Origin of the sequence: Duganella rhizosphaerae (genome assembly GCF_040364205.1) — a bacterium.
GTDB lineage: Bacteria > Pseudomonadota > Gammaproteobacteria > Burkholderiales > Burkholderiaceae_D > Rugamonas > Rugamonas rhizosphaerae.
The window spans coordinates 25,291-45,247 of the sequence record NZ_BPWK01000010.1 but is presented as its reverse complement, the minus strand read 5'-3'; the positions used below and the strand labels follow the sequence as shown (position 1 = coordinate 45,247).

General features: G+C 63.9%; 16 protein-coding genes. 11 read left to right on the top strand and 5 right to left on the bottom strand.

What is annotated here, in order from left to right; all coding sequences use genetic code 11:
* Positions 1–33 precede the first annotated feature (33 nt).
* From RUGAMON1_RS20840 to RUGAMON1_RS20825, 4 genes are all read left to right on the top strand, one after another.
* Positions 34–1,953: a DUF1800 domain-containing protein gene (locus tag RUGAMON1_RS20840; RefSeq protein ID WP_445232335.1), complete on the top strand. Its 1,920-nt coding sequence runs from the start codon at positions 34–36 to the stop codon at positions 1,951–1,953.
* A gap of 11 nt (positions 1,954–1,964) precedes the next feature.
* A complete protein-coding gene (locus RUGAMON1_RS20835) occupies positions 1,965–3,347 on the top strand; it encodes a DUF1501 domain-containing protein (RefSeq protein WP_445232334.1) in 1,383 nt (460 codons plus the stop codon).
* A gap of 143 nt (positions 3,348–3,490) precedes the next feature.
* A complete protein-coding gene (locus tag RUGAMON1_RS20830; RefSeq protein WP_445232333.1) occupies positions 3,491–4,222 on the top strand; it encodes a substrate-binding periplasmic protein in 732 nt (243 codons plus the stop codon).
* An 18-nt stretch (positions 4,223–4,240) separates the two neighbouring features.
* Complete coding sequence (locus RUGAMON1_RS20825) at positions 4,241–5,995, top strand: sensor histidine kinase (RefSeq protein WP_445232332.1); 1,755 nt, start codon at positions 4,241–4,243, stop codon at positions 5,993–5,995.
* Between the two features lie 7 nt (positions 5,996–6,002).
* Here the strand turns inward: RUGAMON1_RS20825 and RUGAMON1_RS20820 are convergent, their stop codons facing one another.
* The 5 genes from RUGAMON1_RS20820 to orn form a co-directional block, all read right to left on the bottom strand.
* Entirely contained in the window at positions 6,003–6,305 is a 303-nt protein-coding gene (locus tag RUGAMON1_RS20820; RefSeq protein ID WP_445232331.1) for a hypothetical protein, read from the bottom strand.
* A gap of 387 nt (positions 6,306–6,692) precedes the next feature.
* The gene (locus RUGAMON1_RS20815) at positions 6,693–7,334 is read right to left on the bottom strand and encodes a Pr6Pr family membrane protein (protein WP_445232330.1); all 642 of its coding nucleotides are present in this window, start codon (positions 7,332–7,334) and stop codon (positions 6,693–6,695) included.
* A 13-nt stretch (positions 7,335–7,347) separates the two neighbouring features.
* Positions 7,348–8,322, bottom strand: coding sequence for a hypothetical protein (locus RUGAMON1_RS20810; protein ID WP_445232329.1), 975 nt, complete (start codon positions 8,320–8,322; stop codon positions 7,348–7,350).
* A gap of 89 nt (positions 8,323–8,411) precedes the next feature.
* Positions 8,412–9,410, bottom strand: a complete 999-nt coding sequence (locus tag RUGAMON1_RS20805; protein WP_445232328.1) for a DUF1176 domain-containing protein — start codon at positions 9,408–9,410, stop codon at positions 8,412–8,414.
* 62 nt (positions 9,411–9,472) lie between these two features.
* A complete protein-coding gene (gene orn, locus RUGAMON1_RS20800; protein WP_445232327.1) occupies positions 9,473–10,069 on the bottom strand; it encodes an oligoribonuclease in 597 nt (198 codons plus the stop codon).
* A 53-nt stretch (positions 10,070–10,122) separates the two neighbouring features.
* Here orn and RUGAMON1_RS20795 point away from each other — a divergent pair, with 53 nt between their 5' ends.
* The 7 genes from RUGAMON1_RS20795 to RUGAMON1_RS20765 all read left to right on the top strand — a co-directional run bounded on the left by RUGAMON1_RS20795 (position 10,123) and on the right by RUGAMON1_RS20765 (position 19,924).
* Entirely contained in the window at positions 10,123–11,391 is a 1,269-nt protein-coding gene (locus RUGAMON1_RS20795) for a M48 family metallopeptidase (RefSeq protein WP_445232326.1), read from the top strand.
* Complete coding sequence (locus RUGAMON1_RS20790) at positions 11,388–11,747, top strand: 4a-hydroxytetrahydrobiopterin dehydratase (protein WP_445232325.1); 360 nt, start codon at positions 11,388–11,390, stop codon at positions 11,745–11,747. The genes RUGAMON1_RS20795 and RUGAMON1_RS20790 overlap by 4 nt, the downstream gene beginning before the upstream one ends.
* Positions 11,744–12,652: a ribosome small subunit-dependent GTPase A gene (rsgA, locus tag RUGAMON1_RS20785; protein WP_445232324.1), complete on the top strand. Its 909-nt coding sequence runs from the start codon at positions 11,744–11,746 to the stop codon at positions 12,650–12,652. The genes RUGAMON1_RS20790 and rsgA overlap by 4 nt, the downstream gene beginning before the upstream one ends.
* A gap of 124 nt (positions 12,653–12,776) precedes the next feature.
* Complete coding sequence (locus tag RUGAMON1_RS20780; RefSeq protein WP_445232323.1) at positions 12,777–15,611, top strand: ATP-binding protein; 2,835 nt, start codon at positions 12,777–12,779, stop codon at positions 15,609–15,611.
* Positions 15,612–15,760: 149 nt separating this feature from the next.
* On the top strand, positions 15,761–16,711 hold the full coding sequence (argF, locus tag RUGAMON1_RS20775) for an ornithine carbamoyltransferase (RefSeq protein WP_445232322.1): 951 nt from the start codon (positions 15,761–15,763) through the stop codon (positions 16,709–16,711).
* Between the two features lie 24 nt (positions 16,712–16,735).
* Positions 16,736–17,968: an argininosuccinate synthase gene (locus RUGAMON1_RS20770; RefSeq protein WP_445232321.1), complete on the top strand. Its 1,233-nt coding sequence runs from the start codon at positions 16,736–16,738 to the stop codon at positions 17,966–17,968.
* 141 nt (positions 17,969–18,109) lie between these two features.
* Entirely contained in the window at positions 18,110–19,924 is a 1,815-nt protein-coding gene (locus RUGAMON1_RS20765; RefSeq protein WP_445232320.1) for a methyl-accepting chemotaxis protein, read from the top strand.
* Positions 19,925–19,957: the final 33 nt, after the last annotated feature.

Sequence of the window (19,957 nt, the reverse complement as noted above, 5' to 3'; positions counted from 1 at the left end):
CCCGTCGCTTGAAAAAAACAATGGGAGAAGTCGATGTCATTTTTACCAACACGTATCTGGCCGGTGGCCTGCCTGCTGAGCCTGAGCGGCTCGGTGTGGGCCGCCACCGCCACGGTGGAGAGCACCGCCAAGGGACCTGTCGCACTGGGCAGCAAAGTCTGGTTCCTTGGCAGGGTCGATGGCCAGGGGGTCTACATGAACTTCGCCGTCAACGGCGTCCCCGGCGGCAACGCCACCTACGGCAAGCTGAATTCGCAGAATGGCGAATACATCGCGCCATCGGTGTTGCCGTCCAACGTGGTCATCACGATCACCGGCACCACCACCAAGGATGCCAAGCTGGGCGCCAACCTGTCGGCCAGCACCACGCTGACCTTGAAGAAGACGGCCACGCCAACGCCCACCCCGACGCCCTCACCCACACCTGAACCGACGCCGAGCCCGACGCCAACTCCTACGCCCTCCCCAACGCCGACGCCGACACCAGCCCCCGCGCCAGTCCCGCCGCCGATCGGCCAGCAGCCCGCGCCGGACGCCGCCAAGATCAGCGCCGTGCGCCTGCTGGAGCAAGCCACCTTCGGCGCCACGCCGGCCGACGTGGCCGCGATCAAGGCCAACGGCCAGGCCGCCTGGCTCAAGCAGCAATTCGCCATGCCGGCCAGCGCCGTCCCCGTCACCACCGACATGAAGGTGTTGCAAAACACCTGGTACAAAAACATGGCCGCCGGTCCGGACCAACTGCGCCAGCGCATGATCTTCGCGCTGTCGCAACTGTTCGTCATCTCCGCCGACAAGAACCCCTACGCCAATGAAATCCAGCCCTGGCTGAGCACCATCTCCAACAACGCCTTCGGCAACTTCAACACCCTGCTGCGCGAGATGACGCTCAATCCTGCGATGGGCAAGTACCTCGACCTCGGCAACAGCATCACGCCGTCGCCGAACGAAAACTACGCCCGCGAAGTGATGCAGCTGTTCACGCTGGGTCCGGTCCTGCTGAACCAGGACGGCAGCGTGCAGACCGACCGCAACGGCGATCCCATCCCCACCTACGACCAGGCCCGCATCAGCGACTTCGCGCGCGCCCTGAGCGGCTGGACCTATCCCGGCAGCAGCGCCACCGGCATCAACTGGGAAAGCTTCACCGGCCCGCTGCAGCCGCGCGACAAGTTCCACGACAAAGGCAGCAAGACGCTGCTGCTGGGCGCCGTGCTGCCGGCCGGCCAGAGCGCCGTGCAGGACATGGATGGCGTGATGCAGAACCTGTTCCAACATCCCAACCTGCCGCCCTTCATCGCCACCCGTTTGATACGCGCCTTCGTCACCAGCAACCCCAGCCCGGCCTACATCACCCGCGTGGCCGACGTGTTCGCCTACGGCGCGGCCGGTCGCGGCGACCTGCAAGCCACGCTGACCGCCGTGCTGACCGATCCCGAAGCGCGCCAGGACCAGCTTGGCGCCACGCAAGGCCACCTCAAGGATCCGATGCTGCAATCGATCGGCCTGTTCCGCACGCTGGGCGCCAGCGTCACCGATCCGACCAACCTGTTCTGGGACTACTTCCTGCTGGGCCAGAAGATCACCGCCGCGCCGAGCGTGTTCAACTTCTACTCGCCGATGACGCGCCTGCCCGGCTCGCCGCAATACTACGGCCCCGAGTTCCAACTGTACGCGCCCAGCCTGGCCGTGGCGCGCGCCAACTTCCTGTACAAGTTCATCTCCGGCGAATACAAGGGCATGGTCAATGTCGACATCACGCCGTTTGTCAGCGTGGCCGGCAACGCCACCACGCTGATCAACCTGGTCGACGCCACCTTGCTGGCCGGCCGCATGTCGGCCAGCGCGCGGCAGGCGATCGGCGCGGCCGTCAACGCCTCCACCGACCCGCGCCAACGCGCCATCAGCGCGCTCTACCTGGCCGCCATCAGCGCCGAATTCGCCGTCGCACAATAAGGACAACGACCATGAACCAGCATTCAAATTCCCGCCGCCGCTTCCTCGGCGCCAGCGCGCAGACCGGCTTGATGGGCGCGCTCTCCGCACTGGGCCTGACCGGCGTGGCCGCGCCGGCCAACGCCGCCGTCACCGACTACAAGGCGCTGGTCTGCCTCTACATGTTCGGCGGTAACGACGGCAACAATATGATCGTGCCGCTCGACAGCACCCGCTACGCGCAATACAACGCCATTCGAGGCAGCCACGGCCTGGCCTTGTCGAGCGCGGCCAAGACGCTGCTGGCCGCGCGCAGCGCCACCTTGCAGGCGACGGCGAATCCGGTGACGCAGCCGTTCGGCTTCCACTACGGCATGCCGGAACTGGACACGCTGTACGGACAAGGCCAGGTGGCCGCCATCCTCAACGTCGGCAACCTGCGCCAGCCGCTGAGCAAGTCGCAGTACCTGGCCGGCACGGGCGTGCCGTCGCAACTGTTCTCGCATCCCGACCAGACCATCCAGAACCAGGCCGGCACGCCCTCCTCCGCCGCCACCGGCTGGGGCGGACGCCTGCTCGATGTGCTCGGCACCGGCGGCCACCTGGACGCGATCGCGGTCGGCGCCGGCGGTCTGTTTGTCGAAGGCGCCAGCACGCACGGCAATCTGCTGCCGGGCAACGGCCAGCTCGATCTGGCCGGCATGAACTTCTGGCCGCAGAAGGAAGCCGATGCGCGGCGCGCGGCGCTGGTGCAAATCCTGTCGGCGCAGAATCCCAACCTGATCGCCGGCGCCGCCAACAAGGCGCTGCTGAACGGCATGGACCTGGTGACCGATCTGAAGAACGCCAATTCCGGCACGCCGCTGTCGACGGTCTTCCCCGGCACCTCGCTGGGCCAGCAGTTGAAGACCGTCGCGCAGTTGATCCGCATCCGCTCGCAGCAAGGACCGGGGCGGCAGGTGTATTTCGTTTCGCAGGGCGGCTTCGACACCCACGGCGGCCAGGCCTACCAGCAGTTCGACATGCTGCGCCAGGTATCGGAGGCGCTGGCCGCGTTCCAGCTGGCGCTGGCGGAGATCCACGCCGCGCAGCAGGTGACCAGCTTCACGATGTCCGAATTCGGCCGCACCTTGCAGCCCAACAGCGGCGGCACCGATCATGCCTGGGGCAATCATCACCTGGTGGTCGGCGCGGCGGTCAAGGGCGGGCTGTACGGCCAGTTCCCCGACTTCACGCTGGGCGGCAAGGACGACGCCACCGGACGCGGCGCCTGGATACCGCAGTTCTCCAACCAGCAATACGGCGCCACGCTGGGCCGCTGGTTCGGCGCCGATGCGGACATGCTGCAGAACCAGGTTTTCAAGAACGAACTGGCCAACTTCCCGCAGGCCGACCTGGGTTTCATGCTGAGCTGACGCCACAATCTGTCGCGTATTTTTGACATTCCTGCCCGGCGCAAAAACTTCGTTCCCGTCAGCAAAACAACCCTGCTATAGTGAATTAGTGCTATCAATCAGGGAGTTGCATGTCGTCGACGCGCGCCGGCTGGAGGGATGTCATGAAATACCTGCTTTGCTGCCTCGTCCTGGCCTGCTGTCTGGCCTCGGCCTCGGCCGAAACCATCACCCTGGGCGCGGAAGACGACTGGGCGCCGTATTCGTCGGCGGTGGAGCGCAGCGCGCGCGGCTTCGCGGTCGACGTGATCCGCGAAGCCTTCGCCGCCGTCGGCGTCACCGCCAACTTCGAAGTGCTGCCCTACGCCCGCTGCCTGGACGACACCAAGCGCGGCCGCCTGGTCGGCTGCTTCGACGCCGTGCCCAACGCCATGATCGGCGGCAGCTTCCTGTGGCATAAGCATCCGCTGTTCACCACCCACATGAACGTCTACGCGCTGAGCGACTCGCCGGAAAGCGGCTTGACCGCCCGTCAGCTGGAAGGCAAGACCGTGGGCGTCGAGCGCGGCTACGAATATGGCGACGAGTTCGACCTGAACACCAAGATCGTGCGCCGCATCGTCGACAAGAACGTGCAGGGATTCAGGATGCTGCTGGCCAAGCGCATCCAATACATGGCGGCCGAGGAACGCATCGCGAAAGCCCTGTTCATCAAGGAGGCGGCTGAATTCGGCGGCAAGTTCAAGCTGGTGGGCACGGTCGCCACGCCCGGCCTGTTCATCGCCTTCAGCAAGACGGGGCCGGACGGCGCCAAATATCTCGCTCAATTCAACCGCGGTTACACCATCATTCGTGACAATGGCCGCTACAAGGCGATTGAGGCCATCTGGTTTTAATGCGCCAACGGAGGCCACGTGCAAGCGGTACCAGCCAAGCTCGGTCTACAGTCGCCTTCGGGTAAGGACGGCGGTCCGCCCGCCGCGCCGCTGCTCTCCGGCGACTCCATCGCCGCGCGCCTGTTGCGGATTATTTTCTGCTGCTACTTCATCGTGACCGTGGTGGTCACGCTGGTGCAACTGGCGGCCGAATACAAGCACACCAAGGAACGCCTGGTGCTGGAGATCCGCGCGATGCAGCAAACCTTCGGCCCCGGCATCGCCGACGCCATGTGGCGTTTCAATGACGACATCCTGCGCGGCATCCTGACCGGCATGAGCGAGCTGCCGGTAGTGGCCGGCATCAAGGTGGCCGACGATCACGGCAAGCTGGTGCGCGCCGTCGGCACCGTGCTCGACCAAGGCGTCAAGGTGCATGCCGAAGCCGATGGCCGCCTGAAACCAGAGCCGGCCAGCGAAGGCCTGTTCGCTGAGATCTTCAGCCAGGACTTCCCCATCATCTACCACGACGAGAACGGCCAGGCGCGCGTGATCGGCACCTGGACCGTGTATTCGAACCAGCGCATCATCGTCAAGCAGGTCGAGTACGGCTTCTTCCTCATCCTGGTCAACTCGGTCATCAAGACTTGCGCGCTGTGGTTCATCTTCCTGTTCGTGGTGCGGCGCTACCTGGGCCAACCGCTGCGCCAGCTGAGCCAATTCGTCGGCCAGCTGAACATCGACAACCTGGGCGACCGCGTGTTCGTGCTGAACGACCGCGGCCACCACGAGCTGCACCTGCTGACCAACAAGCTCAACGAAATGATCGCCAACATCAAGGCCTCGGTGGCGGAGAATGAACAGCTGTACCGCCAGCTGCAAGTGGAGCAGACCGCCACCCGCCAACTCAACGAATCGCTGGAACGGCGCGTCGCCGAACGCACGGCCGACCTGGTCACGGCCAACAAGGACCTGGCCCGGGCCATCGATACCTTGCGGATCGCGCAGGAGGAATTGGTCAACAGCGAAAAACTGGCGGCGCTGGGCTCGCTGGTGGCGGGCGTGGCGCACGAGCTGAATACGCCGATCGGCAATGGACTGCTGGCGGCCACGGTGCTGACCGACAAAACGCGCCAGTTCGCCAGCGACTACGCCACCGGCCTGACACGCCGCACCACCGAAGCCTACATCAGCGACATGACCCAGATCACCGAGCTGGTGGTGCGCAATATCGAGCGCTCGGCCGACCTGGTGACCAGCTTCAAACAGGTCGCGGTCGACCAGACCAGCTCGCAGCGGCGCCACTTCCATCTCGCGGAGGTGGTCGCGGAAAATATCAAGGCGCTGCTGCCGACGATTAACAAAACCGCCTACGTCATCAAGCAGGCCGTGCCGGAAGCACTCGAGATGGACAGCTACCCCGGTCCGATCGGCCAGGTGCTGATCAACCTGATCAACAACGCCATAGTGCACGGCTTTGCGGGGTGCAGCAGCGGCACCATCACGATCGCCGCCAATGCGGCCGAGGATGGCTGGCTGGAATTGCGCGTCAGCGACGACGGCGTAGGGATAGCGGCGGAACACCTGGGCCGCATCTACGATCCCTTCTTCACCACCAAGCTGGGCGCGGGCAGTTCGGGGCTGGGGCTCAACATCAGCCACAACATCGTGACCGGCGTGCTGGGCGGGAAAATCCGCGCCAGCAGCCAGGTAGGCGGCGGCACCACCTTCGCGCTACACCTGCCGCTGACGGCGCCGCGCCACGATGAATTACCTGCCGCAGTGGAGGCCTGATTGGAGACTACCTAGATCGCTTCAGCTTGGTGTATTCGATCGCAATGCGTTTGTACTCGGCCTCAGCGAAATGCTTCAAAGCGTCGCGCATCAGTGGCTGATAACCGATTGCATGAAACTCCGCGATTTTTTTATAGTCTTCAATCAGTTCCTTAGGCAACCGAATAGAGATCAGCTGAAGGCCGATGCCATCGTCAACCTGCTGCTCGATATTGATAGGAGCGGCCCTTGCATGTGAGGCATCACGACCGAGCGCACCCTCCTCCCAAGCCTCCGCCGTACTCTCAATTTTCTTTGCTCTTTGTCTCATAGATACGGATCTCGTCATGGTTGGGATCGTAGGCGGTAAGAATGTAGCACTTTCCATTTCGATTCTGGAACACCACCTTGAGCAGACGTCTTTTCCTCGTCTCTGCCACAAACCAAAGCGTGGGAGGTTTTCGCCTGTGCGCTTCCCTATCATCAATCAAAAACGCACCATCTCTATTCTCGAAACACTCCAACACTTCCTGTCGCGTCACATCGTGTTTCAGCTTCAGTTTGGCGGCGACAGACGCAGGAATGAAAAGCGAAACCACCTTTGCACCTTCGTATATACAAATTTACGCCAAATGTCGCCGAAAATCAAAGAACTCTTTGATCTACCTGGCTATCAGTGTATATACAAAAATAGAAGCAAATATGAGTTGGCGCAACCTTAGTTAGCGCCAGCCGGGCTGCGAAGCCGGGCTATTCCTTTGACCAGAGTGCCCAGCCCGGCAAACAAGACCAGCAGCCCGACGGCGTTTAGCAAGGTCCGGCCATAACCGAGGTTGGCGGCGTCGATGAAATGATAGGGGTAGGATCCGATCAGCTCGCCCCGCAGCAGGGCGTAGGCAAAATACATCACCGGATAGACGCACCAAGTCAGCGGCGCCAGCGCGCTGATTTTCTGCCGTGGCGGACTCCAGATCCAATAGACCAACAGCGCGACCGGCACGGCATAGTGGAGCGTCATGTCGGCAACCCACTGCCCTCCTTCGGGGGCCCACAGATTACGCAATAAAAAATGGTAGGCGATGCCGACAAACACGATGGCCGTGGTGGCGCAGCCCCGCATTGTATCGGTGCCAAACCAGCGCCCCAGCGCCGTGCCGCCGAACGCCAGCGGCAACGACACCACCAGCGCGACAAGGATATTGGTCAGCACCGTGAAAAATCCGAAAAAGGCAACCAGCCCGGCTGCGGCCGACTTGCCGCCGCGAAGACTCAGCCACAGCTGAAGCAGCACGCCGAACCACGCCAACGCTGCAATCAGGGTCGGCGCGATACGGCCGCGAGGGAACTGCGCTGTCGTCATCGCGTCTCTTTTCTTATTCCGCCGTCAGTTCTTCAGGGACGTTGTAGACAAAGGCTTTGCTGTCGAACATCAGCTTCCAGGTCTTCGCTTCCATCGGCACGCCGTATTGCGTGCCTTTGACGCTCACTGTCAGCGGACCGGGCTGCGGACCGATGACGTCGGCGGTGCGGTAGGTCCAGCGGCTGTGCTCGCAGCGCAGCGGTTCGGTATCGTCCATCGTCTCGGCTTCCTGCGCTGCCGGCTCGGTGGTCGGCTCCTGGTTGCCCATCGCCTCCACCGCCTTGCGCCAGGTTTCGTGGTCGGCATTGGCTTGCGCGCAATCGCCCGGCTCAGCGTCGACCGAGGCTTTGAAGCGGGCCAGCAAGGCGATTTCCTCGCCATGCGGCGCCAGCATCACATTGCTGACCATGACCTGTTCGCCGGCCGGCCGGGTGCCGGTCTGCACCTTCAGAACCCAGCCCCAGGTGCGCTCGGACAAGGCTTCAAAGCGCACCTTCTCCGGCGTCACCGGCACGTCGCTCTCGTAACGGTACGGTGAGCTGACCTCGACCAGTCCGCCGCCGGGCTTGGTGTCGGGACGGATCTGGAACACGCCGTAGAAATTCCGACCATTGCCCTTCAACGAAACACCGCTGACGGCGAAGAACAGCTCGTCGCTGGCGCCCACCGCTTCGATGCGCGCCTGCTGGATCACCCGCACCAGGAAGGGCTCGTTGGACTCGTCCACATACACCCAGCCTTTTTTCTCCGCCGAGTATTTGCCGTAGGTGCGGGTCATCGCCTCGTCGATGGAGGCGGTCTCGTCGATCTTGATCAGTTGCGGCTCGGAGTTGGCCTTGATGAAGGCCGCCACCAACAGCGCAATCATCAGCACGCCCAGCACCGCCAGCGTGTACAGCACGTAACGCCCCCACTTGCGGCGCTTGGGCGGCGGCGGGGTGAGCACGGGAGTTGGTTCGGCGACGCCGGGTTCGATCACATCAGACATAAGAATTCCTGCAAAGAGGTTGCTAATTTAACATTTGCAGAATAATAATACCAAAACGAAAAAGACGGCGTTCGATAGGCCCGCCCGCATCACTTGACCACCTTGGCCACCCATTCGCGCAGCGAAACGCCGCCGCCCGGCACGCCACGGCACATATTGGATTGGGACATGTCCACCAGCTGGAAACCCTGCGCCGTCCACACCCAGGTCCAGAAGCCGCCGCAGTCGAAGATTCCCCTGCCCTTGGCATAGCTGCCCAGCTTACCGTCTTCGAACGACGCATTCATCACGCCGCCCCCCTCCATGCCCGGCGGATCCAATGGTTTGGGATCGTACGGCGGCTTGTCGCGAGCGATCCACAGCCCGTAGGAGGATTGATACGCGGCGCGCTCGCACTCCAGCACCAGCAACACCTTTGCGCCAGGCAGGCGGTGAAGGCTCTGGTCGGCGTTCGAGTCCTTGAGGTCCGCGCCACAATCTCCTGGGCGCATGGTCTTGACGATGGCGGCCAGCAGCTTGTCGTCGCCTTTTTGCGCTGGCGGCAGCGGCAACGGCCGCACCGTCGGCGGCGCCAGCGGCGGCAACACCTCGCTAGCCGGCCGCGTGCCGGGCTTGACCAGCGCCGTGACGGTGCCCACCCGCCCCTGCAGATCATCCATCTTCAGCAAGGCCGCCTTCAGGCCGGCCAGCGACAGCAGCCACTGATGCTTGCCGTCCGACACCTTGGCCGATTCGGCGTTCTGCAGTTGCGGCATCAAACGGGCGACCTGCTCCGCCGTCAACCTGGTTTCCGGCTTCAGTCCGCCCAGCGTGAGCTTGCCGACGGTGATGGTCAACGGACCTGCGCGCTGGTCGTCGTCGCTGACCACGATCAGCTTGGCTTCCAGCACAGCGGCAGCGCCGGCAGCGCGTCCCAGCCACAACGACACCGGCAAGCTTTCCGACTCATCGGTTTGAAAGCCGGCCGCCTCGCAGCGGCGCGTGTTGTCGCAGGCGACTTCCCAATCCTGGAAGCCGAAATTCACGGCGCCGGTCGTGGACGCGGCGGCCAGCGCCGCCGTTATCAAAACAAGTTTCAATTTTTTCATGATTTTTCTCGCAGGCGAAAAAAAACAGGTTCGACGGAACCTGTTTCGGTGATGCGCGCAGCTTACAGCTTGATGAAGTGCTCGCGGTAGTACTTCAGCTCGTCGATCGACTCGATGATGTCGGCCATCGCGGTGTGCTTCTGGTGTTTCTTGAAGCCGCCGACGATTTCCGGTTTCCAGCGCTTGCACAGCTCCTTGAGCGTGGACACGTCGATATTCCGGTAGTGGAAATAGGCTTCCAGCTTAGGCATGTAGCGCACCATGAAGCGGCGATCCTGGCCGATGGTGTTGCCGCACATCGGCGCTTTGCCCTTGGGCACCCACAGCTTCATGAACTTGATCAGTTCCTCTTCCGCCTGCGCCTCGGTCACGGTCGAGGCCTTGACGCGCTCGATCAGGCCCGAACGGCCGTGCGTGCCCTTGTTCCAGGCGTCCATCTTGTCCAGCGTCTCGTCGCTCTGGTGGATCGCGAATACCGGGCCTTCGGCCAGCACGTTCAGGTGCATGTCGGTGATCACCACGGCAACCTCGATGATACGGTCGGTGTCCGGCTCCAGGCCGGTCATTTCCATATCGACCCAGACCAGGTTAAATTCATTCTGGCGCGGGGTGACGGCCTCTGGTGCGGAACCTTCTGGCAAATCGTTAGCTTGTGACATAATTCTCTCTTGGCTTCATTAATCCGAATCCGCCATTTTCTCACAGGCATAGAATGTATTCACTCGCGTTTTCGATTTTGTTTGTATCTTTCATCATTTTGACGCTGATCGTGCGCTTCTGGCTCGCCTCGCGCCATATCCGCCATGTGCTGGTCCACCGCAGCGCCGTGCCGGCCGAATTCGCCGAGAAAATCCCCCTTGCCGCCCACCAGAAGGCGGCCGACTACACCGTCGCCCGCACCAAGTTCGGCCTGCTGACCCTGCTGGTCAACACCGTGGTGCTGGTCGGCTTCACCTTGCTGGGCGGCCTGCAATGGCTGTCGGTGGAGATCTTCAAGCTGACCGGCCCCGGCATGGTCTACCAGCTGGCGCTGCTGGGTGCCTTCGCCCTGATCAGCGGCATCATCGACCTGCCGTTCGACTACTACAAGCAGTTCGGCCTGGAGCAGCGCTTCGGCTTCAACAAGATGACACCCGGCCTGTTCTTCGCCGACATGGTCAAGGGCCTGCTGCTGGGCGCGGCCATCGGCCTGCCGCTGGTGTGGGTCATGCTGACCCTGATGGAAAAATCCGGCAACCTGTGGTGGCTGTACGCCTGGCTGGTGTGGAGCGGCTTCCAGCTGCTGATGATGGTGCTGTTCCCGACCGTGATCGCGCCGCTGTTCAACAAGTTCACGCCGCTGGAAGACCAGTCGCTCAAGGCCCGCATCGAAGGCCTGATGAGCCGCGTCGGCTTCGCCTCCAAGGGCCTGTTCGTGATGGACGGCTCCAAGCGCAGCGCCCACGGCAACGCCTACTTCTCCGGCTTCGGCGCCAACAAGCGCATCGTGTTCTTCGACACCCTGCTGTCGCGCCTGCAACCGCAGGAGATCGAGGCGGTGCTGGCGCACGAGCTGGGCCACTTCAAGCTCAAGCACATCATCAAGCGCATCGGCATGATGTTCGCACTGTCGCTGGCCTTCCTGGCGCTGCTGGGCTACCTGAAGAACCAGCTGTGGTTCTACACCGGCCTGGGCGTCGATCCGCTGCTGCTGCCGGGCCAGGGCAACGACGCCATGGTGCTGCTGCTGTTCATGCTGGTGCTGCCGGTGTTCACCTTCCTGTTCGGCCCGCTGACCTCGATCAGCTCGCGCAAGCACGAGTTCGAAGCCGACGCCTTCGCCGCCCAGCACACCGACGCCCGCGACCTGGTGTCGGCGCTGGTCAAGATGTACGAGGACAACGCCTCGACGCTGACGCCGGACCCGCTGCACTCGGCCTTCTACGACTCGCACCCGCCGGCCAGCGTGCGCATCCGTCACCTGCACGCGGCGGCCGCATGATCAACACCCACGCCGACCTGCTGAACCGCAACTGCCATCCGGCCAAGGACGCGCTCGGCGCCGACGAGGCCGCGCGCCTGGTCGCGCTGCTGCCCGGCTGGTCGCTGGAAGACGGCAAGCTGGTCCGCACCTTCAGCTTCACCAACTACTATCGCACCATGGCCTTCGTCAACGCGCTGGCCTACCTGAGCCACGCCGAAGACCATCACCCGGAAATGACCGTGACTTATAAAACCTGCATCGTCCGCTACGACACCCACTCGGTCAACAACGGCCAGGGCGGCCTGTCGAACAACGACTTCATCTGCGCGGCCAAGGCCGGCGTGCTGTTCCACTCGACGGCGGCCAAGCAATGAGCAACCCGACCCAACTGAACGCCATCATCATCGCCGCCCACGGCCGCCACTACCTGGCCGAGGCGGACGGCGTCAAGCTGCAATGCGTCACGCGCGGCAAGAAGACCAACGTCGCCGTCGGCGACCAGGTGCGCATCACGCTGACCTCGCCCGACCAGGGCGTGATCGACAAGATCGAGGAACGCAAGACCCTGCTGTACCGCTCGGACCAGTACAAGTCCAAGCTGCTGGCGGCCAACCTGACGCAGCTGTTCATCGTCGTCGCCACCGAGCCCGGCTTCGCCGACGACCTGGTGTCGCGTTCGCTGGTGGCGGCCGAGGCGGCCGGCATCACCGCCCGCCTGATCCTCAACAAGACCGACGTCACCGAATCGCTGGCGCGCACCCGCGAACGCCTGCAACCGTACGCCTCGCTGGGCTACCCGGTGCATGAGGTGTCGGCCAAGGCCAGGCCGGACGAGGCGCTGGCGGTGCTCAAGCCGCTGCTGGCCGGCCAGTCGTCGATCCTGATCGGCCAGTCCGGCATGGGCAAGTCTTCGCTGATCAACCTGCTGGTGCCGGACGCCGACATCGCCGTGCGCGAAATCTCCGCCGCGCTCGACACCGGCAAGCACACCACCACCTTCACCCGCCTGTACCAGCTGCCGGAACTGGGGCCAGACTCGTCGATCATCGATTCGCCCGGCTTCCAGGAGTTCGGCCTGTACCACCTGAGCGAAGGCATGCTGGAGCGCGCCTTCGTCGACTTCGAACCCTACCTGGGCCAGTGCAAGTTCTACAACTGCCGCCACCTGATCGAGCCGCAATGCGCGATCCTGACGGCTGTGGCCGAAGGCAAGATTGCCAAAATGCGCCACACTTTGTACGGCCAACTGTTGCATGAATCGTCGCAAACCCTATATTAAAAAAAACAATTGTCGTAGCACACGCATAATTTGCATTTGCGGACTATAATTCCTCAAGGCAATTATCCGTGTGGTGACGTACCGCAGCCGCAACCCCGCTGCGCCACCCGGTCCAAGGACAGCGATGGACATGTTTGCGGTCGATGACGAAGTAAGCCATTGGGAAGCGGCCCTGATGCCGTTGCGCGGTCCTGCGCGCCTGCCGGTGCTGGTGCCGCTGGCCTGGCACCTGCGCCAGCGCGACACCGTGCGCGCCGTCGCCCTGGCCACCGAGGGCCGCCAGCTGCTGCCCGCCACCTCCCTTTCGCAAGACGACATGCGCCTGGTTTCCGCCCGCCTGCTGCTGGTGCAGGCCGAAGCCATCTGGCTGGCAGGCGAACTCGATGACGCCACCGTCCTGGCCGAACAAGCCTACGATCAACTGTGCCAACTGGGCGACCACCAGGGCTGCGCCGACGCCCACTGGCTGCGCGCCTGGATCGCCATCGACCGCGGCGACCACCGCGCCGGCGAGAGCGAACTGGAACTGATGGCCGCCGCCGCCCGCCAGGCCGGCGACGAGCAGCGCGCCGACATCGCCGAAGCGGCCATCGCCCGCTGGGCCGTGCTGCAGGACCAGCCCTCGGCCGAACGCCGCTGGGGCCAGCGCTTCGCCACCGACCAGGCGCCGCAGCACCCCGGCGCGGCGGCCTGGGTGTACGACTTCTTCGGCCTGTCCGCCAGCCAGCACAGCGACCACGGCGCCGCCGCGCGCCACTACATCCACTGCTACGAAACGGCGCTCGAGACGGGCCAGATCCGCGTGGCCGTCACCGCCGCGATCAACATCGGCCTCAATTTCACCATCCTCAACGACCACCACTCGGCGCTGGAGTGGATGCAAAGCGCGCTCGATCTGGCGCGCCCCACCGGCTGGCCGCGCAGCATCGGCGCCTGCCTGATGCACACCGCCGAAACCATGCGCCGCCTGGGCCGCCTCGACGCCACCGAAGAGCTGCTGCACGAAGCGCTGCAAATCATGACGCCGCTGCCGGGCGCGCGCAGCTACGCGCACGCGCTGTCCTACCTGGGCGACCTGGCGCTGGACAAGGCCGACTACGCCGGCGCGCTGAACGCCTTCCACCGCATGGCGGGACGCGCCGACGTGCTGGGCCAGGCCGACTTCCAATCGATCGCGCGGCGCGGCCAGGCGCACGCGCTGTGCTTCCTCGACCGTCCGCAGGAAGCGCTGCAGATGGCCGAACGCGCGGTCGAACTGGCCGCCGAGCAGGCCAACCGCGACAACCACGTCGCCGCGCTGCGCGTGCTGTCGGTGATCCACGAGCGCCACGCGCTGCCGCCGCCGGCCGGCATGACCGAGCAAAACGCCACGCTGCACTACCTGCACCAGGCGCTGGACGTCGCTTCCGCCATCGACGGCTACACCCTGCCCGGCGACCTGCACGACGCGCTGGGACGCGAATACGCGCGGGTCGGCGACTACGCCAAGGCCTACGCCTCGGCGCAGGCCGCCGCCGCGGCGCGCCAGAAGACCCACAGCCAGGAAGCCACCAACCGCGCCATCGCCATGCAGGTGCACCACCAGACCGAGCACGCGCGCGCCGAAGGCTATCACCATCGCGAACTGGCGGCCTCCGAAGCGCGCCGCGCCGAAGTGCTGCAGCAGACCAGCGCCACGCTGGAGCGCCTGTCGGCCATCGGCCAGGAGATCACCACCCACCTCGACGCCGCCGCCGTGTTCCAGGCGCTGACGCGCCACGTCCAGGGCCTGCTGCCGGCCAACACCTTCGCCATCTACCTGTGCGACGCCGGCGACGAGACGGTCAGCCGCGCCTTCGGCATCGAGAACGGCCAGGCGCTGCCGACCAACACCATCGCCGTCGACAATCCTCGCGCCAACTCGGCGCGCTGCGTGCGCGAACGGCGCGAGATCTACGTCGAGGAAGCGGGGCCGGACGACATCTTCCTGGCGCCCGGCACCCAGCTGATGGTCAGCGCCTTGTACGTGCCGCTGGTGGTGGGCGAACGCGCGCTGGGCGTGATGACGGTGCAGGCCATGCACGCGCGCGCCTACGGTGAACGGGAACGGCTGATCTTCCGCACGCTGTGCGCCTACGGCGCCATCGCGCTGGACAACGCCGAAGCCTACCGCCAACTGAAGGACGCGCAAACCCAGCTGGTCTCGCAGGAGAAGCTGGCGGCGCTGGGCTCCCTGATGGCCGGCGTAGCGCACGAACTGAATACGCCGATCGGCAACAGCCTGCTGATCGCCAGCACGCTGATCCAGAAAACCGAGGAGCTGGAAATCCAGGTCAACGGCGCGGGCCTGCGCCGCTCCGAGCTGGCCGCCTACCTGGCCGACGCCCGCAAGGCGCACGAGCTGGTGATGCGCGGCCTGACCAGCGCGGCCGACCTGGTCAACAGCTTCAAGCAGGTGGCGGTCGACCGCACCACCGAGCAGCGCCGCGAGTTCAACCTGCAGCAGGTGTCGCACGAAGTGATCGCGACGATGATGAATCGCATCCGCGCCGCCAACCACCGCATCGAAGTCGACGTGCCGGACCTGATCGCGATGGACAGCTATCCCGGCCCGTTCGGCCAGGTCATCGCCAACTTCATCAACAACGCGCTGCTGCACGCCTTCGCGCGCGAGCGCAGCGGCAGCATGTGGCTGCACGCGGCCACGCCGGCCGAGGGCCGGGTACTGATCACCTTCCGCGACAACGGCGGCGGCATCGCGCCGGAACACATGTCGCGCATCTTCGACCCCTTCTTCACCACCAAGCTCGGACAGGGCGGCAGCGGGCTGGGACTGTCGATCAGCTACAACATTGTCACTTCGCTACTGGGCGGCCATATCAGCGTCCACAGTTCGCGCGACGGCACCGCCTTCACGCTCGACCTGCCGCTGACCGCGCCCGAGCACCAGACGGCGGCCGCCTCCCAGATCTACACCTAGCAACAAACCAGCAACGGCGAGGCTGCGATACCTGTATAGACAGGAGATTCTGCGGCGATTCGCCCTACTTTCCGAATTGCCTTTATAATTGTTCGGCTAAGCCGGCCAGGCACCTCGCCCCATGCCCTGCTCTCCTGTCAGTTGTTAATATGTCTATCCAAAAACCGATCAAGCATTACCTGCAGTTTTCCGACTTCACGCTGGACGAGTATGAATACGTCATCGAACGCGCGCACCTGATCAAACGGAAGTTCAAAAACTACGAGATCTATCACCCGCTGATTGACCGCACGCTGGTCATGGTATTCGAGAAAAACTCGACCCGCACCCGCCTGTCCTTCGAAGCCGGCATGCACCAGCTGGGCGGCGCCGCGATCTACCTGAACACGCGCGACTCGCAACTGGGCCGCGGCGAACCGGTGGAAGACGCCGGCCAGGTCATGAGCCGCATGTGCGACATCATCATGGTCCGTACCTTCGGCCAGGACATCATCGAGCGTTTCGCCGCCAATTCGCGCGTGCCGGTGATTAACGGCCTGACCAACGAACACCATCCATGCCAGGTGTTCGCCGACATCTTCACCTACTACGAGCACCGCGGGCCGATCACCGGCAAGACCGTGGCCTGGGTGGGCGACGCCAACAACATGCTGTATTCGTGGCTGCAGGCGGCCGAGGTATTCGGCTTCCACGTCAACGTCTCCACGCCCAAGGGCTACGACATGGACATGTCGCTGGTCTCGACCGACCGCTACACCTTCTTCGAGAACCCGTCCGACGCCTGCCAGGGCGCACACCTGGTCAACACCGACGTCTGGACCAGCATGGGCTACGAGGAAGAAAACGCCGCCCGCCTGAAGGCCTTCGACGGCTGGATCGTCGACAGCGCCAAGATGTCGCGCGCCGCGCCGGACGCGCTGTTCATGCACTGCCTGCCGGCCCACCGCGGCGAGGAAGTCTCGGCCGACGTCATCGACGGCCCGCAGTCGGTGGTCTGGGACGAGGCGGAAAACCGCCTGCACATCCAGAAGGCGCTGCTCGAGTACCTGCTGATCGGCCGCGTGGATACGAGCAACGGCGCCAACCCAGCCAACACCTAACACTTCACACCAATTGGAACTAGCATGAGCGATATTAAAAAAGTAGTCCTCGCCTACTCGGGCGGCCTCGATACCTCCGTCATCCTCAAGTGGCTGCAGGATAACTACCAGTGCGAGATCGTCACCTTCACGGCCGATCTGGGCCAGGGCGAAGAGCTGGAGCCGGCGCGCGCCAAGGCGATCAAGTTCGGCATCAAGCCTGAGAACATCTACATCGACGACGTGCGTGAAGAATTCGTGCGCGACTTCGTGTTCCCCATGTTCCGCGCCAACACCGTGTACGAAGGCGAGTACCTGCTGGGCACCTCGATCGCGCGTCCGCTGATCGCCAAGCGCCTGATCGAGATCGCCAACGAGACCGGCGCCGACGCCATCTCGCACGGCGCCACCGGCAAGGGCAACGACCAGGTGCGCTTCGAGCTGGGTGCCTACGCGCTGAAACCAGGCGTGAAGATCATCGCTCCATGGCGCGAATGGGACCTGCTGTCGCGCGAAAAACTGCTGAAGTACGCGGAAGATGCGGGCATCGACATCGACATGAAGCACAAGAACGGCGGCGCGCCCTACTCGATGGACGCCAACCTGCTGCACATCTCCTTCGAAGGCCGCCACCTGGAAAACCCGAGCGCCGAAGCCGAGGAAACCATGTGGCGCTGGAGCGTCAGCCCCGAAGCGGCGCCGGACCAGCCGGAATACCTGGACATCGAATACGAGAAAGGCGACATCGTCGCCCTGAACGGCGTGCGCATGTCGCCGGCCACCGTGCTGACCGAACTCAATCGCCTGGGCGGCAAGCATGGCATCGGCCGCCTGGACCTGGTGGAAAACCGCTACGTCGGCATGAAGTCGCGCGGCTGCTACGAAACCCCGGGCGGCACCATCATGCTCAAGGCGCACCGCGCCATCGAGTCGATCACGCTGGACCGCGAAGTGGCCCACCTGAAGGACGACCTGATGCCGCGCTACGCGTCGATGATCTACAACGGCTACTGGTGGGCGCCGGAGCGCGTCGCCATCCAGACGCTGATAGACCACACGCAAGCCACGGTCAACGGCTGGGTGCGCGTCAAGCTCTACAAGGGCAATGTGATCGTCGTCTCGCGCGATTCCAAGACCGACTCCCTGTTTGATATGAACATCGCCACCTTCGACGAAGACGGCGGCGCCTACAACCAGGCCGACGCCGGCGGCTTCATCAAGCTGAACGCGCTGCGCATGCGCATCGCCGCCAACGCGCGCCTGAAGCGCGGCCAGTAAGCAAGCTCCCTCTCTCGCAAGGACCCATGTGGCCTTGCGGCGGCCTTGGCCGCCGCAAGGCACATGGGTCTTTTTTTTGTCCTCCATAAAACGCGGCAAGGTGATACATTGCTCTCACGAACAGCGCCTTACGGATGAATCATGTTGAATAATCTGAGTATCAAGAAAAAACTTACATTCGGATTTGGCGCGATCATCGCCATCATTCTGGTGCTGTTGACCATGTCGTACAATAATTTCAGCCAGTTGTCCGCCGCCAGCGGGTGGGACCGGCACACGCTGGAGGTGCTGCTGGAGGCGAACCGGATCGAGACCGCCCTGCTGCAGATCCAGACCTCGACCCGAGGTTTCATGCTGACCGGCGAAGAAAGCACCACCAAACAGATCCCCATCGAGGAGGAAACCGTGCGCCGCCACCTGGCCGCCATCAGGACGCTCACCTCGGACAATCCGGCGCAGCAGGAGCGCCTGGCGCGCTTGGGACCGATGATGGACAGCTGGATCGTCGATGTGATCAATCCGCTGCTGGCCAAGCGCCGGGAGTTGAACAAGCATGTCGGCGTCACTCAACAGGTGGCGACGGCGGCCGATGTGCTCAACGGCGCCAAGACCATCGCCGACGTGCGGGCGCTGATACGGGAAATCAGCGACGATGAAAGTCATTTGCTGGCCTTGCGTTCGAAGATGGCCACTGATCTGCAGGAGAATATGTCGCTGCTGCTGGTCTTGGGCGGCAGCCTGTGCGTGGTGCTGGCGGTCGTGGTCGGCCTGCTGCTGACCAGGGCGCTGCTGGCGCCTGTGAACAATTTGACGCACGCGGTAGGCCGCATCGCCGCCGGCGAACAGTCGGCGCGGGCGGCGGTGCTGTCGGCCGATGAACTGGGCCGGGTGACGCAGGAGTTCAACCGCATGGCGCAATCGATCCAGGACAACCAGGCCAACGAACTGGCCGCCACCAACCTGCTCAAGTCCAAGGTCGACTCGCTGCTCCGCGTGGTCTCCAGGGCCGCCGCCGGCGATTTGACCGGCAAGATCGAAGTGGCCGGCAGCGACGCCATCGGCCAGCTGGCGCATGGCCTGGACCGCATGTTCGAGAACCTGCGCGCGCTGCTCAACAACGTGCAGAAGGCCGGCATCCAGGTCACCACTTCGGCCACCGAGATCGCCGCCTCCGCCCGGCAACAGGAAGCCACCGGCATCGAACAGGCCCAGACCAGCGTCGAGATCCTCAGCACCACCAAGGAAATCTCCACCAACACCTCGCAGCTGTTGAAAACCATGGAGGACGCCACCGCGGTGGCCGACTACACCACCAGCGCCACCGCCGACGCCCAGACCAACCTGCGCCGCATGGACAGCACCATGCAGCACATGGTCTCGGCCACCGATTCGATCAACGCCAAGCTGGCCGCCTTGTCGGAAAAGGCCTCCAACATCAACAGCGTCCTGATCACCATCACCAAAGTGGCCGACCAGACCAACATCCTCTCGCTCAACGCCGCCATCGAGGCCGAGAAGGCCGGCGAGGCGGGACGCGGCTTCTCGGTGGTGGCCACCGAAATCCGCCGCCTGGCCGATCAGACCTCGGTCTCCACCTGGGACATCGAGCAGATGCTCAAGGAGATGCAGTCGGCGGTGTCGGCCAGCGTGATGGGCATGGACAAATTCTCCGAAGAGATCCGCCGCAGCGTGGGCGAAGTGCGCCAGGTGACCGACCAGCTGTCCGGCGTGATGGACCAGGTGCAGAAGCTGGCGCCGCAGTTCGACGCCGTGCTGCAAGGGATGCAGTCGCAGGCGGTGGGCGCGCAGCAGATCTCGGAGACCATGATGCAGCTGAACGACGCCACCCAGCAGACGGTGGAATCGCTCAAGGCCACCAGCGAAGCAGTGCACCAGTTGCAGTACGCGGCGGGAGATTTGCAAACCAGCGTCGCCAACTTTGCCGTGGCGGCTTGAGCGTGGGACAATGCCGCGACCACTGCGGCGTCT

Excerpts from the sequence above, each read along its gene's own strand:
- RUGAMON1_RS20840 (WP_445232335.1), top strand. The coding sequence starts at position 34 with ATGTCATTTTTACCAACACGTATCTGGCCGGTGGCCTGCCTGCTGAGC.
- RUGAMON1_RS20835 (WP_445232334.1), top strand. The coding sequence starts at position 1,965 with ATGAACCAGCATTCAAATTCCCGCCGCCGCTTCCTCGGCGCCAGCGCG.
- RUGAMON1_RS20830 (WP_445232333.1), top strand. The coding sequence starts at position 3,491 with ATGAAATACCTGCTTTGCTGCCTCGTCCTGGCCTGCTGTCTGGCCTCG.
- RUGAMON1_RS20820 (WP_445232331.1), bottom strand. The coding sequence starts at position 6,305 with ATGAGACAAAGAGCAAAGAAAATTGAGAGTACGGCGGAGGCTTGGGAG.
- RUGAMON1_RS20815 (WP_445232330.1), bottom strand. The coding sequence starts at position 7,334 with ATGACGACAGCGCAGTTCCCTCGCGGCCGTATCGCGCCGACCCTGATT.
- RUGAMON1_RS20810 (WP_445232329.1), bottom strand. The coding sequence starts at position 8,322 with ATGTCTGATGTGATCGAACCCGGCGTCGCCGAACCAACTCCCGTGCTC.
- RUGAMON1_RS20805 (WP_445232328.1), bottom strand. The coding sequence starts at position 9,410 with ATGAAAAAATTGAAACTTGTTTTGATAACGGCGGCGCTGGCCGCCGCG.
- orn (WP_445232327.1), bottom strand. The coding sequence starts at position 10,069 with ATGTCACAAGCTAACGATTTGCCAGAAGGTTCCGCACCAGAGGCCGTC.
- RUGAMON1_RS20795 (WP_445232326.1), top strand. The coding sequence starts at position 10,123 with ATGTATTCACTCGCGTTTTCGATTTTGTTTGTATCTTTCATCATTTTG.
- RUGAMON1_RS20790 (WP_445232325.1), top strand. The coding sequence starts at position 11,388 with ATGATCAACACCCACGCCGACCTGCTGAACCGCAACTGCCATCCGGCC.
- rsgA (WP_445232324.1), top strand. The coding sequence starts at position 11,744 with ATGAGCAACCCGACCCAACTGAACGCCATCATCATCGCCGCCCACGGC.
- RUGAMON1_RS20780 (WP_445232323.1), top strand. The coding sequence starts at position 12,777 with ATGGACATGTTTGCGGTCGATGACGAAGTAAGCCATTGGGAAGCGGCC.
- argF (WP_445232322.1), top strand. The coding sequence starts at position 15,761 with ATGTCTATCCAAAAACCGATCAAGCATTACCTGCAGTTTTCCGACTTC.
- RUGAMON1_RS20770 (WP_445232321.1), top strand. The coding sequence starts at position 16,736 with ATGAGCGATATTAAAAAAGTAGTCCTCGCCTACTCGGGCGGCCTCGAT.
- RUGAMON1_RS20765 (WP_445232320.1), top strand. The coding sequence starts at position 18,110 with ATGTTGAATAATCTGAGTATCAAGAAAAAACTTACATTCGGATTTGGC.